The organism is Actinosynnema sp. CA-299493, from assembly GCF_050946825.1.
GTDB lineage: Bacteria > Actinomycetota > Actinomycetes > Mycobacteriales > Pseudonocardiaceae > Actinosynnema.
Map to the genome: position 1 here is coordinate 8990288 of NZ_CP191993.1, position 14166 is coordinate 9004453.

General features: G+C 71.0%; 14 protein-coding genes and 3 tRNA genes. 5 read left to right on the forward strand and 12 right to left on the reverse strand.

The features are described 5' to 3' along the window. The first annotated feature begins 39 nt into the window (after positions 1-39). Complete coding sequence (yczE, locus tag ACQPYE_RS38850; RefSeq protein WP_498718082.1) at positions 40-669, forward strand: membrane protein YczE; 630 nt, start codon at positions 40-42, stop codon at positions 667-669. Here yczE and ACQPYE_RS38855 read toward each other — a convergent pair. Continuing rightward, positions 638-1174, reverse strand: coding sequence for a Clp protease N-terminal domain-containing protein (locus tag ACQPYE_RS38855; protein WP_498718083.1), 537 nt, complete (start codon positions 1172-1174; stop codon positions 638-640). The two genes, yczE and ACQPYE_RS38855, sit on opposite strands and share 32 nt — an antisense overlap. After that, positions 1171-1383, reverse strand: coding sequence for a helix-turn-helix domain-containing protein (locus ACQPYE_RS38860; protein WP_077010893.1), 213 nt, complete (start codon positions 1381-1383; stop codon positions 1171-1173). The genes ACQPYE_RS38855 and ACQPYE_RS38860 overlap by 4 nt, the downstream gene beginning before the upstream one ends. A 65-nt stretch (positions 1384-1448) precedes the next feature. Between ACQPYE_RS38860 and ACQPYE_RS38865 the strand changes: the two genes are divergently transcribed. Next, positions 1449-2216 carry a protein phosphatase 2C domain-containing protein gene (locus tag ACQPYE_RS38865; protein WP_498718084.1) on the forward strand — a complete coding sequence of 256 codons (768 nt, stop codon included), beginning with the start codon at positions 1449-1451 and terminating at the stop codon, positions 2214-2216. A 44-nt stretch (positions 2217-2260) separates the two neighbouring features. On the opposite strand, the gene ACQPYE_RS38870 is transcribed toward ACQPYE_RS38865, so the two are convergent. From ACQPYE_RS38870 to ACQPYE_RS38885, 4 genes are all read right to left on the reverse strand, one after another. Continuing rightward, positions 2261-2337: transfer RNA gene (locus tag ACQPYE_RS38870), tRNA-Phe, on the reverse strand. A 35-nt stretch (positions 2338-2372) separates the two neighbouring features. After that, a tRNA-Asp gene (locus ACQPYE_RS38875) sits at positions 2373-2446 on the reverse strand. A 76-nt stretch (positions 2447-2522) separates the two neighbouring features. Continuing rightward, a tRNA-Glu gene (locus ACQPYE_RS38880) sits at positions 2523-2595 on the reverse strand. 244 nt (positions 2596-2839) lie between these two features. Continuing rightward, the gene (locus tag ACQPYE_RS38885; protein ID WP_498718085.1) at positions 2840-3085 is read right to left on the reverse strand and encodes a hypothetical protein; all 246 of its coding nucleotides are present in this window, start codon (positions 3083-3085) and stop codon (positions 2840-2842) included. Positions 3086-3249: 164 nt separating this feature from the next. Here ACQPYE_RS38885 and ACQPYE_RS38890 point away from each other — a divergent pair, with 164 nt between their 5' ends. Next, positions 3250-3666: a hypothetical protein gene (locus ACQPYE_RS38890; protein ID WP_498718086.1), complete on the forward strand. Its 417-nt coding sequence runs from the start codon at positions 3250-3252 to the stop codon at positions 3664-3666. Positions 3667-3929: 263 nt separating this feature from the next. Continuing rightward, a complete protein-coding gene (locus ACQPYE_RS38895) occupies positions 3930-4244 on the forward strand; it encodes a hypothetical protein (protein WP_498718087.1) in 315 nt (104 codons plus the stop codon). A gap of 134 nt (positions 4245-4378) precedes the next feature. Here ACQPYE_RS38895 and ACQPYE_RS38900 read toward each other — a convergent pair whose 3' ends face one another. From ACQPYE_RS38900 to ACQPYE_RS38910, 3 genes are all read right to left on the reverse strand, one after another. Beyond that, on the reverse strand, positions 4379-4582 hold the full coding sequence (locus tag ACQPYE_RS38900) for a cold-shock protein (protein ID WP_015105489.1): 204 nt from the start codon (positions 4580-4582) through the stop codon (positions 4379-4381). A gap of 213 nt (positions 4583-4795) precedes the next feature. Beyond that, positions 4796-5623 carry a glutamate ABC transporter substrate-binding protein gene (locus tag ACQPYE_RS38905; protein WP_498718088.1) on the reverse strand — a complete coding sequence of 276 codons (828 nt, stop codon included), beginning with the start codon at positions 5621-5623 and terminating at the stop codon, positions 4796-4798. A 181-nt stretch (positions 5624-5804) separates the two neighbouring features. Continuing rightward, positions 5805-5936 (reverse strand): hypothetical protein, encoded by a 132-nt coding sequence (locus ACQPYE_RS38910; RefSeq protein WP_498718089.1) that lies wholly within the window; start codon positions 5934-5936, stop codon positions 5805-5807. A gap of 128 nt (positions 5937-6064) precedes the next feature. On the opposite strand from ACQPYE_RS38910, the gene ACQPYE_RS38915 reads away from it, so the two are divergent. Further along, the gene (locus ACQPYE_RS38915; RefSeq protein ID WP_498718091.1) at positions 6065-6607 is read left to right on the forward strand and encodes an excalibur calcium-binding domain-containing protein; all 543 of its coding nucleotides are present in this window, start codon (positions 6065-6067) and stop codon (positions 6605-6607) included. An 88-nt stretch (positions 6608-6695) separates the two neighbouring features. On the opposite strand, the gene ACQPYE_RS38920 is transcribed toward ACQPYE_RS38915, so the two are convergent. The 3 genes from ACQPYE_RS38920 to ACQPYE_RS38930 are packed head-to-tail and all read right to left on the reverse strand — an operon-like array spanning position 6696 to position 14115. Beyond that, positions 6696-11540 carry a DNA repair ATPase gene (locus tag ACQPYE_RS38920; RefSeq protein ID WP_498718092.1) on the reverse strand — a complete coding sequence of 1615 codons (4845 nt, stop codon included), beginning with the start codon at positions 11538-11540 and terminating at the stop codon, positions 6696-6698. Next, on the reverse strand, positions 11537-13534 hold the full coding sequence (locus ACQPYE_RS38925; protein ID WP_498718093.1) for a flotillin family protein: 1998 nt from the start codon (positions 13532-13534) through the stop codon (positions 11537-11539). Before ACQPYE_RS38925 ends, ACQPYE_RS38920 begins: the two co-directional genes overlap by 4 nt. Then, entirely contained in the window at positions 13534-14115 is a 582-nt protein-coding gene (locus ACQPYE_RS38930; protein WP_498718094.1) for a hypothetical protein, read from the reverse strand. The genes ACQPYE_RS38925 and ACQPYE_RS38930 overlap by 1 nt, the downstream gene beginning before the upstream one ends. Positions 14116-14166 lie beyond the last annotated feature (51 nt).

Consider the following 14166-nt stretch of genomic DNA (forward strand, 5'->3'; position numbering starts at 1 on the left):
CTCTGGAATACAAGGCCAATCGGCGCGAAGGATGGCCACATGCTCGCCGCACTCACCCAGGTCCCGGTCACCGTCTCGCCCGTTCGCCGTGTCCCCCAACTGCTGGTGGGGTTGTGGCTCTACGGCGCGAGCATGGCGCTGCAGATCCGCGCCACCCTCGGCCTCGACCCGTGGGACGTGCTCCACGAGGGCCTGACCAAGATCACCGGCTTGTCCTTCGGCCTGATCACGGCCATCGTCGGCGCGGTGGTCCTGCTCTGCTGGATCCCGCTCAAGCAGAGACCCGGCGTCGGCACGGTCAGCAACGTGGTCGTCATCGGCCTGGCGGTGGACGTCACGCTGTTCCTCCTGCCGAACCCGACCGACCTGCTGCCGCGCATCCTGTTCCTCACCGCCGGCATCGTGCTGAACGGCCTGGCCGCCGCCGTCTACATCGGCGCCCGCCTCGGCCCCGGCCCGCGCGACGGCCTGACGACCGGGTTCTGCGCGCGGACCGGGACCTCGTTGCGCCTGGTGCGCACGGTGGTCGAGGTGGCCGTGCTCGGCATCGGCTGGCTGCTCGGCGGCACGATCGGCGTCGGCACGGTCCTGTACGCCTTCGCCATCGGCCCGTTGACCCAGCTGTTCCTCCCGCTGGTCACCTGGGTGAGCGAACGACCCGCTTCCTGACCTCGACGTAGTTCACGCCGCGCGCCCCCAGCACCTCGGCCACCAACCCGCCCTGCGCCAGCAGCGCGAGCAGCATGTGCTCCTCGCGGAGCGTGTTGTGGCCGAGGTCGCGCGCTTCGACCAGGCTGCGCTCCAACGTCTTCTTCGCCGCCGCCGTGAACGGCAGGTGGTTGCCGAAGAACCGCCGTCGACGGCGGGTGGGCGAGCCGGCCAGCGCGCCTTCGCCGTGGCTGCGCTCGACCGACGCCACGATCTGGTCGACGTCGATGCCGAGCCGCCGCAACGCCTCGGTGTCGGCGTCGCTGAGCCCGCCCTTGCGCCGGGCGGCGGCGAAGGCGTCGACCACCTCGTCGCGGGCCAGCTCGAACTCGGCCAGGACCGGCGAGTCGAGCAGCGCCAGCGCCAGGTGCTCGGGCCCGATCTCCGGCGCGTCGAGCCGTTCGGCCTGCACGACGGCCTCGTGGACGGCTTGGCGGGCGGCCCTGGTGAACCGTTCCCCGATCATCGGTCTCCCCCGTGCTTCTTGTGGACGGCCTGCCGGGTGACCCCGAGCTCGGCCGCGATCTCCTGCCATGACCAGCCGCGGGCGCGGGCGTTGCGCACCTGCACGGCTTCGAGTGTTTCCAGCAGCCGGCGCAGTGCGCTCACCGCTCGCAGCCCGACCCTGGGGTCTTGGTCGCCCGCCGCCGAGGCGAGCTCGGTCGCTTCCGTCATGCCGTCAACTTTGGTTGACAAACACCGACTTGTCAATCCAGGTTGACGCGCTAGGCTCGACGGCGATGCCGGAGATCACCACCGCCGAACGGGCCGGAGTGGGCCGCGACGGCTTGCCGCGCCCCACCGAGGACCGGATCGTCCGACTGCCGAACGCCGTGGTCCTGCTGGACGGCGCGACCTCGCCGACCCCTCGTGAACGCGACGGCGGCTGGCACTCCCGCCACCTCGCCGCCGAGCTGGCGCACCCCGACCTCGCCGACCCCGGTGACCGGGCCCCCGACCTGGCCGACGTCCTCGCCCGCGCCATCGCCCGCCTGGCCGCCGAGCACGGTCTGGCGCCGGGGGACTCGCCGTCCAGCACGGTCGCGATCACGCGCTGGACCGACACCGCCGTCGACGTGCTGGTGCTCGCGGACAGCCCGGTCGTGGTGTTCACCGACGCCGGTGTCGAGGTCGTCGCCGACAACCGGCTGCGCGACCTGCGGGGCGCGGTCGACCGGATCACCGACTGGCGCAACCGGGAGCACGGCTGGTGGGTGGCCGAGGCGGAGCCGGCCGCCGCGCACCGGGCCGTGCGGGCGAGTTGGCCGCGTGACCGGGTCCGCGCGGTGCTGATGGCGACCGACGGCGTGTCCTGCGGCGTGGACGACTACGGCTTGTTCGAGGACTGGCGGGCAGTGCTGCGCATCACGTCCGACAATGGCCCGGACGCCGTCCTGGACGAGATCCGCGCGGCCGAAGCGGGTGACGCAAATCGCACGAAGTGGCCGCGACCGAAAGTCCACGACGACCAGGCACTGGCGGTCATCCGATTCGCCGCCGGAAAATGAGAAAAGCCCCTCGCGGGAAGCGAGGGGCTTTTCTCGAAACGTTCTGGTGGCCAGGGGCGGGGTCGAACCGCCGACCTACCGCTTTTCAGGCGGTCGCTCGTACCAACTGAGCTACCTGGCCAGGTAGCGGATCGACCAACCGGCCGAACTGCCTTGCGACCCAGACGGGACTCGAACCCGCGACCTTCGCCGTGACAGGGCGACGCGCTAACCAACTGCGCCACTGGGCCTTGCTTACTGCTGTGTCTTGCCGTTCGTCACTATACCGCAATCAAACCATACCGCATATCATTCAATTGTACCGCGTGCCCCCAACGGGATTCGAACCCGCGCTACCGCCTTGAAAGGGCGGGGTCCTAGGCCGCTAGACGATGGGGACCCAGTTCCTCCGGCAGCCCTTGGGCCACCTTCTTTCCCAGGCCCTCCACGCTGTCCGGTGGAAGCATCGTAAGCATAGGGCACAAGGGTCCACACCTCCAAAACGGGGGTGGCGGATGGTGTTGACCTGCGATTCCACCCCGGTTCGCGGCGGTTCGACCGGCTTCCGGAGCCACCCGGCGGGCGGCACGGACGACCGCGGCCCCTCCGTGCACGAGTCTCGAAGGGGCCGCGAGTTCGGCGTCCTACCGCTGCACGGGCGGCACGCCCCCGTCCTCGCCCGGCGACAGGCCGAGCATGTCGAGCAGCAACCGGCAGTCCTCGGCGCTGGTGGCCCCGCGCGCCACCGACAGCCGAGCCCGGTGCACCTGCTCGTCCGAGATCCTCGACGGTTCACCGGTTCGCTGGGCAGGCACCCCACCGCCACCCGGCCTGGACATCGTCTCGTCCTGGCTCCACAGGAACTGACGCATTTCTAGTGACCCGCTCATGACGCCTCCCCGACTTGAGGTTGGCGCGAGGCTAAGCGAGCCCATCGAACCACCGCAGCCCCCCGGAGAGTGATTCAGGGGCGACGGAGCGTCACTTTCCGTGTAGGCCACTTGGTGTCAAGCGTCGCGTGATGTGCTTGACGCGAACGAGGAGGGTGCAACCCATGACCGAACCGGTACCGGGGCAGACGCCGGAACCAGCGGTGGCGGACGACGCGATCGCGACGCCGCCGCCGGCAGGCGAGCCCGACACCGCCGCGACCGACGCGACCGACACCGGCGGCGCCGCCGAGCCCGGGGTCACCGGGCCGGCGACCGCCGCGACCGACACCGCCGACACCCCGGGCACCGCCGGGACTGACGGGGCCGACGGGCCGCGACCGGGGGCGGCGAACCCGCAGGAGCTGCTCGGCAGCCTGTCGCTGTCCGCGATCGAGGCGGACATCGACCGGTTGATGAGCGACAAGATGAGCCAGCTCGACGGGATGCTCGCGGGGCTGGAGGACCTGGTGCAGCGACTGGAGGGCGAGATCACCAACATGGAATCGCCGTCGGACGGACCAGATACCCCCAAGGGGTAGCGCCCAGGGGCCGTCGACGGGCGAAAACGGGCTGAGCATAGGGTTCGGCCCATCGGCTACCTGAAGATTTCGGCCCAACCCACTCCCCAGGTCCACGTGCGCGTGCAACAATCCGAATTGCTGACACACCCCCGGTCAGCACCTGTGGAGATCCCCTCCGGCCCCCGCGTTCCTCCCCCTGGCGCGGGGGCCTCTCCATGCACACATATGTGACCCAGGCCACAGTGTGGTCGGTTCCGCAATCCAACCGTTATCGTGTCGCCGTGCCTCTTGGATCCCTTGGACGGTCGAAGTCCGGCCGGCATCGCCCGCCCGCGCGCGAACTGGAAGAAGCCGGCGTCCCCGCCGACGAGGAGCTGGAGTCGTACCTGGCCGCCCTCGCCCCGGAGACGGCGGACGCGGAGACGACGGCCGGCACCAGCTTCGGCACCGCGCAGGTCTACCAGCTCCGCCTCCAGCTGATGGCGAACGAGCAGCTGAAGGAACTGGCCGCCGAGCGGCAGACCTCACCCCAGGCGCTGGCCACCGAGTGGGTCATGCAGCGACTGGAGTGGGAAGCCCGCCAGCGCGGCTACTAGGACTTCGCCACCCGCACCGACGCAAGCGCCCCGGCACCCGAATGCCGGGCCCGAACGCGAACAGGCCCCCGACCATCCCGGTCGGGGGCCTGTTCCGTGGTGCTCAAGAAGTGAGTTGGAACGATTCGCCGCGATCAGACCTTGCGCACGTTCTGGGCCTGCGGACCCTTGGTGCCCTGGCCGATCTCGAACTCGACCCGCTGGTTCTCCTCCAAGGTGCGGAAGCCCTGACCCTGGATCTCCGAGTAGTGCACGAAGACGTCAGGCCCGCCGTTCTCCTGGGCGATGAAGCCGAAGCCCTTTTCGGAGTTGAACCACTTGACAGTGCCCAGTGCCATGTACCTGCCTCCATCGCAGGAAAGCTTGGGGCTGCACCGTGCAGCCCCGGCCGTCCCGGGGCGTTTCCCCCACCGCTCAGGGTGGGGACGGCACGCCCGCGTGTCGTTCCGCGAGCGTGAGACACGAACACAGAAACCACGGCCTGCGTGGCTGAGCGTATCGGTTGGTGACGCCCAGCACTACACCCCCGAAGTCATTGGTCCACCGGACAGCTACTTCTCGGTCACCTTGGGTGGTTCCGGCAGTCGCACGTCGGCCTGACCGATGTTGCGCTCCAGCGCCGAGCGCCACTCGCCGGAGCCGACCATCTTCTCGATGGCCGCGCTGACGTCCGCCCGGCCCCTGGCGTCCGCCTTGGCCAGGCCGATGCCGTACCGCTCGGTGGTGAACGGCGTGCCGACCAGCTTGAGCAGCTCGGGGTTCTCCGCCACGTACCCGGCGAGGATCACCTCGTCGGTGGTGACCGCGTCGACGTTGGCCGCGAGCAGGGCGATGACGCAGTCGGAGTACTGGCCATACTCGACCAGCTGCACGTCCTGGGCGAACTGGTCCTTCACCTTCTGCGCGGACGTCGAGCCGGTGACCGAGCACAGCTTCTTGCCGTTGAGCGTCTCGGGGCCGCTGATCTCGTCGTCGGTGTAGCGGACGAGCACGCCCTGGCCGGTCTCGAAGTACGGGCCGGCGAAGGACACCTGCTCCTTGCGCTTGTCGGTGATCGAGTAGGTGGCGACGACGAAGTCCACCTCGCCGGACTGGATCAGCTTCTCGCGGTCGGCGGAACGCGCTTCGCGCCACGTGATGCCGGCTTCGTCGACGCCGAGCTGGGCGGCCACGTACTTGGCCACGTCCACGTCGAAGCCGACGTACTTGCCGTCGAGCCTGCGCTGGCCCAGGCCCGGCTGGTCGAACCGGATGCCGATGGTCAGCTCGCCGTCGTCGGCCTTGCCGGCCAGGGTGTCGTCGCTCGCGCCGCCGCACGCCGCGAGCAGGGAGAGTGCCGCGACCAGGGCGGTCGCGGGCAGCAGTCGTCGGGACAGCATGAGGTGCGAACCTCTCGGGGTGCTCGACTCAGGTTCTCGGGATGACCAGGCGCGGATCGACGCGCCGGACGGTGGCCATGCTAGGCAAACCGAGCGGTCCTCTTGATGCGATAAAGGTCGCAGTGGTCCATGCCATTGGGCCGTTCGGCGCAATCCGCGCTGTGAGGCCGGCGACTACCGGTCAGGACGGGAGGAGCGCACGTCTCGGCGCCACGCGCGGGCCGAGTCGCCGTAACGCCTTGTTCACGTGGCCTTGGGGCACGGCCCAGCGGATCGGCGCGGGCACCAGCAGGGCGGCGGCCCCGACGTCCACCACTCGACCGTGTCATGTCGGACGGTTCCCGTCACCCCTCGCGACCTGCCGGAACAGGCTGGGGCGTAACGAGTTCAGCGGCGTGAACGATTCCACGTGACACCGTGGAGCCTGGATCGGGTGCTGGGATGAGCAGTGGCAGGAGTGTCGCCTTCGCCGGCGTGGCGCTGTTACTGGCGACCGGTGCTCTCGTGGCGCTGGCGCTGACGGTGAACGAACCGCGGCCCGTCGAGGCGCGCCAGGTGCACTCGGGCCCGGTCGAGCCCGGCGTGCTCAGCGCCACTTACACGACCACGCTGGAGATCGCGCGGCCGACGACGGTCCCCGTGCTGGTGCCGCCGCCCGCGCAGCGGCCCGTGCCGCCGATCACGTCCGCCACGATCGTCACGACCGTCCCCGCCGTCGCCGTGACGACGACGTCCGAGCAGCTGCCCCCGCAGGTCGGCACGCCGGCGCCGAGCGCCACGTCCACGCGGCCGTCGTGGGGTGACAACTGCGACTTCTCGTACGTGACCGACGGCGCGTGCGTGCCGTGGCGGTTCCCGCGCGGTGTGTCGCAACCGTGCGAGTGGCTGTACGAGCAGGGCGTCAGGCGCATCGAGGTGGTCGGCTGGGACCGCCACCGGCTGGACCGGGACCGGGACGGCATCGCCTGCGAACGTGCCGACTGACCGTCCGGCGGCGACCTGAGCGTTCAACTCGGGGGTCCTGGACGTAGGACACGGTCGTTCTGAACGTAGGACTCGCGGGGTCGGGGGGTCAGCGGTCGGCGAGGCGGTCGAGGGCGGTGCCCACGCGGTCGGTCAGGAGCGAGAGGGCGCCGACGGTGCGGGTGGTCGGGTCGTCGGTGGAGCCGCCCAGGGCCTGGGCGCGGACGTAGGCCGCCTTCACGTCGGCCCAGCGGGCGGCCTGGGCGGGGGTCAGGGCGCCGCGCAGTTCGGCCAGCTTCAGCAGGTTCGCCTCGGCGCCCGAGGTCAGCGTCTGCGCCTCGCCCGCGTAGTGGTCGTCGATCAGGGCGGCCAGCTCGGCGTCGTTCATCACCGGCACGACCTTCTCCGCCAGCTTGTTCATGTTCCGGTAGGAGCCCTGGAGCTGGAACGGCGGCTCGACGCGCGAGGCGTCGGACTGGGCGGCCGAGGCGATGTAGGCCTGGTTGTTCGCCAGCACGACCTCCTGCACGCGCAGCAGCTTGCGCAGCACGGACAGCACCTGCGCCAGCTCGACCGACGAGTACGGGTGCGCGAGCCGGTCGGCCCGCACGTCCTCGCCGCGCGCCATCCGCACGAGCAGCTCCACGTCGCCCCGGTCACGGGTGGACAGCGGCGCGAGCACCGGGTTCGACGTGAGCGCGTTCTCGATGTAGCTCAACGCGAACAGGTCCTCGCGCCCGGACAGCACGTCGCCCAGGTTCCACACGTCGGCGCGGTTGGCGAGCATGTCGGGGATCCGGAACCGCTGCCCCGACTCGGTGTACGGGTTGCCGGCCATGCACACCGCGAACCGCTTGCCGCGCAGGTCGTAGGTGCGCGTGCCGCCGTCCCAGACGCCTTCCATCCGCCGCTGCGCGTCGCACAGCGAGATGAACTTCTGCAGCAGCTCCGGCGACGTGTGCTGGATGTCGTCCAGGTACAGCAGCACGTTGTTGCCCGCCTCCAGCGCGAACGAGATCTTCTCGACCTCCTGCCGCGCGGTGGCGTTCGGCGCGTCCGCCGGGTCGACCGAGGTCACGTCGTGGCCCAGCGACGGGCCGTTGACCTTGACGAACACCAGCCCGAGCCGGTTGGCCACGTACTCCATCACCGTGGTCTTGCCGTAGCCGGGCGGCGAGATGAGCAGCAGCAGGCCCATCTGGTCGGTGCGCTTGCCGTCGCCCGCCGCGCCGAGCTGCTTGGCCAGGTTGTCGCCGATCAGGGGCAGGTACACCTCGTCCAGCAGCCGGTTGCGCACGAACGCGCTCATCACCTTCGGCTGGAACTCGTCCAGTCGCAGGCGGGCGCGTTCGGCGGCCACGACCTCGTTGCGCCGCCGCTGGTAGGCCCGGTAGGCGGGCACGCGCTCGTCGCGGAACCGGCGGGTGCGGGTCAGCAGCTCGTCCAGCCGGATCGTCAACGACCGGTCGGCGATGCGCGGGTGCGTGCCGAGCAGGCCGTCCGCGGTGGCCGTCAGCTGCGCCGACGACTCGTGCCGGGGCAGGTCGCGGCCCAGCTCCAGCGCCACCGCCTCCGGCAGGTCCGGATCGGGTCGCCCACCGAGGAACGCCTCGTACCAGCCCTCCACCAACCGCCGCCGCACGTCGAGGTCCGCGACCGCGCGCAGGTCTTCGTCGAACTCCTTGCGCCCGCCCAGCGCCCGGTGGAACGCCTCCACCAGAGCGCGCGCCCCGGCACTGGTGGCGAACCCGAACGGCGCGCTGCACAGCTCCTCGAACAGGTACTCGCCCGCCAACGGGTCACCCGCCGCCGCGGCCAGCTCGGCGCACAGCTCGTCGATCGCCGCCGTGTGCCCGAACGCCGCCCGCGCCCGCCCCAGCGACGACGCCCGACGCTCGAACAGGGCCCGCGCGTCCTCGTCCGCCGAGGCCCAGAACAGCTGCGCCGCCGCACGCGCGGACGGCGGGTACCGCAGCACGCCCGCGCCCGCGTGCAGCCGCAGCACGACGTCGAGGATCCGTGCCGCGTCGTGGTCGTGCACGCCCCGCTCGTAGCCCTCGTCCAGCCGCGACTCGGCCACCTGCCGCACCAGGTCGGGCAACCGGTCCTCGGTGACGGCGGCGTGCAGCCCGGCCACCGGGTGCGTGGCCAGGATCGACGTGGCCAGGTGCTCGGCCCGGTACACCTCGGCCGTCTCCGAGACCAGCGGCTGGTCCCAGAACGGCCTGGTGTCCGCGAACGCGGGGTCGCGCACGGGCGAGCGGAAGTCGGTGCCGGTGAGGGCGAACGACAGCTCGCCGTCCTTCGGCACCAGGGTCAGGTCCACGGGCTCGGTGTTCACCGCGAACCGGTGCCTGCCGAGCCGGATCGTCCCGCCGTCGAACAGGTCCAGCCGGTCGCGCAGCGAGCGCCCCGCCTCCTGCCGCGCGGCCAGCACCCGCCCGGCCAGCTCCTCGGCCCGCACCTGGTCGCCGAGCGAGCGCAGCTCCTCGGCCACCGAACGGATCTTCGCCACCATCGGGTCGGCCGCGAAGTAGGTGTTGACCTCGTCCAACGACGCCAGCGACGCCACCCGCCTGGTCACGCTGACGAGGATGCGGTCGGCGGAGGACGCGAGCCGGTCGGCGCGCCGGGCCCGGTCGTCCAGCAACGCCTGCTTGCGCGACGAGAACGCCTCGTAGACGTCGGTCCGCTTGTCGCCGAGCCGGGTCAGGAAGTCGTCGAACTCGCCGAACCGCGACTCCAGGTTCTCCAGGTGCAGCAGCAGCCGGCCCAACTGCTCGTCGCACCGCTGCGGCGTGTCGGCGACCGCCAGGGCGCCGGTGACCGCCTGGCCCAGCAGCGCGAACTCGGCGGCGAACTCGGCCCGGCCCTCGGTGGCCAGCAGGGCGCGCCGGCGACCGTCCACGGTGGCCCGGGCCCGGTTCAGCCCGCCGAGCACCTCGCCGATGCGCTCCAGGATCGACGTGCGCACGGTGGCGTCGGCGATGTCCAGCGAGCCGACGACCTCGGTCAGCACATCGAGGCCGCGCTGCCGCTCGGCCAGCTCCTCGACCACCGGACCGGCCTCGGCGACCGTGCCGATCGCGTCCGCCTGACCGACCAGCGCCTCGACCTGCTCGTGGTAGTCGGTGAACGCGTCGTCGCGGCGCAGGTGCTCGACCGCGCGCCGCGCCGTGCCGCCCAGCTCGTCCTCCAGCGACGACGCCAGGGCGTCGATGCGGGCCACGTCGACGTACCTCAGGTCCTTCAACGTCACCAGGTGCCCCTGCTCCCGCCGCAGGTCGGCCAGCTGCCGCACCCACGCGTCGGCGGTCGTCGGCACCTCGCCGCGCACCCGGCGGATCATCGACGCGATCCGGCCGTCCGCCTCGGCCACCGCCGTCGCCGCCTGGTCGGTCAGCGCCTGCACGGCCTCGAACTCGTCCAGCACCTGCTCGGCCGTCGCCCGGACCTGCGTCAACGGCGTGCGCAGGTCCTCCAGCTCCGCGTCACCCAGCCAGTGGTAGGCGTCGAACACCCTGGTGCACGAGGAGATCAGGTCCTCGAACACCGGCACGGACGGCGCCATCTCGCCGACCATCCGGCTCACCGACAGGCAGTCGGAGATGCCGCGCACCAGGTCGGCGTTGCCGACCCGCTCCAGCGGTCCCGTGCCGACGGGTTGCGCGGCGGCGTAGGCGTCGGACAGGTACGGCGTCTGCCACACCTGCATCGGGTGCACGCGGGTAGGCTCGTCGCTCATCGCGCGGAACACGACCAGCGTGCCGTCGTCGAACAGCGAGTACCCGTGGCACGACAGCGGGTTCGCCACTTCCTTGCGGATCACGTTGTACGGCAGCAGCAGCGACCGGCCGTCGCGGCGGGCGTGGAAGACGTACAGCACGTCCTCGCCGTTGGTGGAGCGGATGACCCGCTCGAACTCCAGCTCGTCCACCGGCGTGTCGAACGTCTTGCTGACGCCCGTGGCCAGGTAGTAGCCGCCGGGGAAGATCAGGCCCTGGTCCTCGGGCAGCCGCTGGCACGCCTGGCCGATGCCGTCGAGCCGCACCACGGCCCTGGTGCGCGTGTTGAACACCAGGTGCCGCCACGCGGTCTCGTTGTACGGGCGGATGCGCAGCAGGATCAGCGAGCCGACCCGCGCGTAGTGCACGTCGCCGTCGGCCAGCGACTGCAACGGCTCGTCCACCGGCTCGGTGTAGACGCCCTCGCCGGTCTCGGTGTTGTTCTCGACCTTGATGGTGAGGTCGCCGCCGATGGTCTCGACGAACACCTCGTCCTCGATCGAGATGTGCGGGTGCCGTCCCGGCACGTGGTGCTCGCGGCCGGTGACGACCCACTCGAAGTCGTGCGACGGCGGGAACACGTGGTCGCGCTCGCCCCGGTTGTCCAGGTACTCGACCGCGCCGTCCACGCCGACCTGCCAGCGCAGCACCCGGATGTCGCCGATGCGCGCGCCGGTCTGGAACACCGCCAGCAACCGGCCCTCGACCCGGCGCAGCTGGATCAGCCTGGTGTCGCGGTAGTACCGGTACAGCTCGGCGAAGTCCCGTTCGAACTTCGGGTCGCGCAGCAGGCCGGGCAGCTCGCCGTCGGCGGGATCACCGGAGGCGGCGTCCTCGAACCGGAACGCGTCGCCGTCACGCGTGAAGCGGTGCAGCGAGAACACGTCGTCGACCGTCGTCTCCGGCTTGAGGCCGATGAAGACGTTGTAGCCGAACAGCATCAGGCCGGCCACCTGGACGACGTCGCGCGGCACGCAGTTGTGCTCGGTGCGGATGCGCTCGGTGCCCAGCAACGTCAGCTCGGCGCCGCCGAACGCGTCCAGCCGGCGCGCGTTGAGCGCTTCCGCCCGGCGGGCGAGCCCGGCCGCCTGCTCGGCCAGCCGGGCCCGCAGCACCTCGTAGGTGCCGGCCTCCAACGTCGCCGGCGCCACCTCCACGGGCGTGCTCACGACAGCGAGGCGACCGGCCGCTCGGCCACGCCGAGGCGCTGCGCGGCGGCCAGCAGTTCGCGCAGCCTGCCCTCGTCCGGCCCACCGGAGTTGATCAGCTTGAGCAGCAGCGCGGACACCGTCAGGTTCTGCACGTCACCCGTGCTGATGGAGCCGAGCAGCCTGCCGATGTCGTCGGTGAAGCTCGCCGACCCGGTCAGCCACGGCCCGGCGAGGGTCCGCGCGACCTCGGAGTGCCCGACGAAGCCGTCGACCTGCTTGCCCATCGTGATGGCGCCGACGATCCGGTCGAAGAACATGCTGTCCCCGCCGACGATGTCGATGTCGGCCTTCTCCAGGCCGGCTGCCAGCACCAGCGCCTGCGACTCGGCCACCTGCCGCTGCACGTCCAGCCCGGCCAGCCGGACCTCCTTGTCGGCCTCCAGCCGCAGGCGGTACTCCTCGTGCTCGCGGGTGGCGTCGTCCAGCGCGGCCATCGCGCCCGCCTTGTCCGCCAGGCCCTCGGCCTCGCCCTTCAGCTTCTCGCGGATCGCGAGGGCCTCGACCAGCGCCTTCTCCCGGTCCACCACGGCCTCGGCGCGGCCGACCTTCTCGGTCGCCTCCGCGTCGCGCTCGCGCACCTGCACGGCGGCCAGCCCGGTCGCCGCCGCCTCGGCCTGCTTGCCCTCGGCCAGCCGGATCATCGCGCGGGTGTCCAGCTCGGCGGCCTGCTGCCGCGCCTCGGCGAGCAGCAGCTCCTCGCGGGCCTTGAACTTGGCGGCCTGCTCGGCGGCCTCGGCCGCCTTGATGTCCTTGACCAGGCCCTCCTGCGCCTGCGCCTCGGCCCTGATCACCACGGTCTGGCGGTCCCGCTCGGCCTCCTCGACCACGCGCAGCCGCTTGATGATCTCCTCCTGCTCGGCCACGGTCTTCTCCACCGCGATGCGCTCGCGCACCACCTCGGCGATGGACCGCTTCTCGGCCTCCAGCTCCTTGTCCGCGGCGATGCGGGACAGCTCGGTCTCCCGCTCCCGGCCGATGACCTCCAGCAGCCGGTCCTTCTCGATGCGCTCGGTCTCGATCGCGATCACGCGCTCGCGGTTCTTCTCCGCCACCGCGATCTCGCGCGCCTTGTTCTCGGTCTGGATGCCGAGCTGCTCGTCCGTGCGGATGTGCGCGGTGTTCGACTTGAGGCGCTCCTCGGCCTGCACCTTGGCGATCTCCGCCTCCTCGCGCGCCCGCATCGTCTCGACCTCGCGCTTCTGCTTGATCTCCGCGTCCGCCTGGCGGCGCTCCAGCTCCAGGATCGCCTCGCGCGCCTCGACGTTCTGGCGGGTGATCTCCTTCTCCTCGTGCCGGGTGAACTCGTTGGTCCGCACGTGCTCGATCGCGGTCAGCTCGGTGATCTTGCGGATGCCCTGCGCGTCGAGGATGTTCGACGGGTTGAGCTGCGCCATCGGCGTCTGCTCCAGGTAGTCGATCGCCGCGTCCTCCAGGCTGTAGCCGTTGAGGTCGGTGCCGATGACCTGGATGATCCGGTCGCGGAACTCGTCGCGCTTGGTGTAGAGGTCGATGAAGTCGAGCTGCTTGCCGACCGTCTTCAACGCCTCGGAGAACTTGGCGTTGAACAGCTCCTGCAACGTCTGCTCGTCGCTCGCGCGGGCGGTGCCGATCGCCTGGGCGACCTTGATGACGTCCTCGACGGTCTTGTTGACCCGCACGAAGAACGTGATCCGGATGTCGGCCCGGATGTTGTCCTGGCAGATCAGGCCTTCCTGCCCGGCGCGGCGGATCTCGATGGTCTTCACCGAGATGTCCATGACCTCCGCGCGGTGCAGCACCGGCAGCACCACGGCGCCGGTGAACGTGACGTCCACCTTGCGCACCTTGGAGATGATCAGCGCCTTGCCCTGGTCGATCTTGCGGAACAGCCGGCTGACCAGGATCAGCAGGCCGATGACGACGACCAGGACGACGGCGACGAGAATGCCGAACCCGGTGGTGATGACGTCCATCAGTGGTCCCCCCGTGTGAGAGTCGGGTCGTGTCCGAGGTCGAGGGACGCGACCCAGAAGAACTCGCCGTCCACGTCGTAGTCGAAGATGAGCGCGGTGGCGCCCGAGGTCAGCGCGTCGGCCCCCGGCTGCCGCACCTGCACGACGGCCGACGAGCCGTCCGCGGCGGTGACCTCGGCCTGGCCGAACGTCCGCGTGACGCGGCCCGTGCGGATGACGCAGGTGCGGCCGACGAAGTCCAGGCGCGACGCGGGCGGGTCGGCCGGGAACAGCCGCTTCAGCGGCGTCATCACCAGCCGGGTCAGCACCAGGCCGACCGCGAGCGACCCGCCGAGCACCCCCGTGCCCGCGAGCGTCGAGGTCGGGTCGAGCACGACGACGCCCGCCAGGCACGCGAACCAGGAGAACGCGACCAGCAGGGAGAGCCCGAGGGTCGCGGGCACGCCGCCGATGTCCAGCTCGACCCAGTCCGCGTCCGCCGCGCCGAAGGCGACCAGCAGCCAGTAGGCCACCACGATCACCAGCAGGACGCTGAGCACCGCGACCGGGAAGCCCAGCGACGCCGCGAAGAACTCCCCCATGTACCCCCCTTTCGCGGGACCCTAACCCGTTCTCCGCGGGGATCCGGGGGG

Coding starts and splice junctions, on each gene's coding strand:
- ACQPYE_RS38890 (WP_498718086.1), top strand. CDS start 3,250: ATGACCGAACCGGTACCGGGGCAGACGCCGGAACCAGCGGTGGCGGAC.
- ACQPYE_RS38865 (WP_498718084.1), top strand. CDS start 1,449: ATGCCGGAGATCACCACCGCCGAACGGGCCGGAGTGGGCCGCGACGGC.
- ACQPYE_RS38885 (WP_498718085.1), bottom strand. CDS start 3,085: ATGAGCGGGTCACTAGAAATGCGTCAGTTCCTGTGGAGCCAGGACGAG.
- ACQPYE_RS38860 (WP_077010893.1), bottom strand. CDS start 1,383: ATGACGGAAGCGACCGAGCTCGCCTCGGCGGCGGGCGACCAAGACCCC.
- ACQPYE_RS38915 (WP_498718091.1), top strand. CDS start 6,065: ATGAGCAGTGGCAGGAGTGTCGCCTTCGCCGGCGTGGCGCTGTTACTG.
- ACQPYE_RS38900 (WP_015105489.1), bottom strand. CDS start 4,582: ATGGCACTGGGCACTGTCAAGTGGTTCAACTCCGAAAAGGGCTTCGGC.
- ACQPYE_RS38925 (WP_498718093.1), bottom strand. CDS start 13,534: ATGGACGTCATCACCACCGGGTTCGGCATTCTCGTCGCCGTCGTCCTG.
- ACQPYE_RS38855 (WP_498718083.1), bottom strand. CDS start 1,174: ATGATCGGGGAACGGTTCACCAGGGCCGCCCGCCAAGCCGTCCACGAG.
- yczE (WP_498718082.1), top strand. CDS start 40: ATGCTCGCCGCACTCACCCAGGTCCCGGTCACCGTCTCGCCCGTTCGC.
- ACQPYE_RS38930 (WP_498718094.1), bottom strand. CDS start 14,115: ATGGGGGAGTTCTTCGCGGCGTCGCTGGGCTTCCCGGTCGCGGTGCTC.
- ACQPYE_RS38905 (WP_498718088.1), bottom strand. CDS start 5,623: ATGCTGTCCCGACGACTGCTGCCCGCGACCGCCCTGGTCGCGGCACTC.